The 1,083-nt window shown below is 59.0% G+C and carries 2 protein-coding genes; both read left to right on the top strand.

Annotated features, from left to right (window positions below):
- Positions 1-890, top strand: an 890-nt coding sequence (locus tag GJT30_18755; protein MSM41657.1) for a methyl-accepting chemotaxis protein, incomplete at its 5' end; no start/stop codon positions are given.
- Positions 891-973: 83 nt separating this feature from the next.
- Positions 974-1,083: chemotaxis protein CheW (locus tag GJT30_18750; protein ID MSM41656.1), on the top strand; the 110-nt coding region annotated here is incomplete at its 3' end.

The following is a 1,083-nucleotide window of genomic DNA, read 5'->3' as shown; positions in this document are numbered from 1 at the left end:
CTGAAGTCAAGTTCGCTGCTGACAACGTAAGCCAGGGCAGCAACGAGATGAGTACCGGCAGCGAGCAGATGTCCCAAGGGGCAAGCGAGCAGGCTGCCGCAGCCGAAGAGGCCTCAAGCAGCATGGAACAGATGTCGGCCAATATCAAGCAGAACGCCGACAATGCGCTGCAGACCGAGAAAATTGCCGTGAAGAGCGCCGAGGATGCCAAAGCCGGCGGCAAGGCGGTGGAAGAGACGGTTCAGGCCATGAAAGAGATCGCCGACAAGATCTCGATCATCGAAGAGATTGCCCGCCAGACCAACATGCTGGCGTTGAACGCCGCCATCGAGGCGGCTCGTGCCGGCGAGCACGGCAAGGGGTTCGCCGTGGTCGCCTCAGAGGTGCGCAAGCTTGCCGAGCGGAGCCAGAACGCCGCGGGAGAGATCAGCGAGCTCTCCGCGTCCAGTGTGGAAGTGGCGGAGCGTGCCGGCGAACTGCTGGCCAAGATGGTTCCCGACATCCAGCGGACTGCGGAACTGGTCCAGGAGATCTCTGCGGCCAGCAAAGAGCAGGATACGGGCTCCGAGCAGATCAACAAGGCGATCCAGCAGCTCGACCAGGTCATCCAGCAGAATGCCTCGGCAGCCGAGGAGATGGCCTCCACCGCCGAAGAGCTCTCGTCGCAGGCCGAGCAGCTCATGACCACCGTTGCTTTCTTCAAGCTGGACATGAGTTCAGTCACGATACAGCAGAAACCGATGGCAAAGGCGCACAAGGTGCTGCAACAGCCCAAGGCCAAGCAGGTAGTCTCGACCCAGGTCTCCAGAAAAAAGGCAGTCAATGACAGCGGCTTCGGGCTTAATCTTGCTGGTAATGACAAACTGGACAGCGAGTTCGAGCAATTTTAGAACCGGATCATGGCGTGCGGTTCGTGGCGTCGGAAGATCTGTCGGCCATGAACCGCACACCTGCACCTATGGGGAGAAGCGTTATGGGAGTTGCGGGAATAACGGAGACGGTACAGTATCTGACCTTCAAGCTGGCTGACGAAACCTTTGCGGTTGAAGTTGCCAAGGTTCGCGAGATCCTGGATTTCAGTAC

This window comes from Geobacter sp. (assembly GCA_009684525.1).
In the GTDB taxonomy this organism is placed as follows: Bacteria; Desulfobacterota; Desulfuromonadia; order Geobacterales; family DSM-12255; genus Geoanaerobacter.
This window is presented reverse-complemented; position numbering and strand designations above follow the sequence as displayed.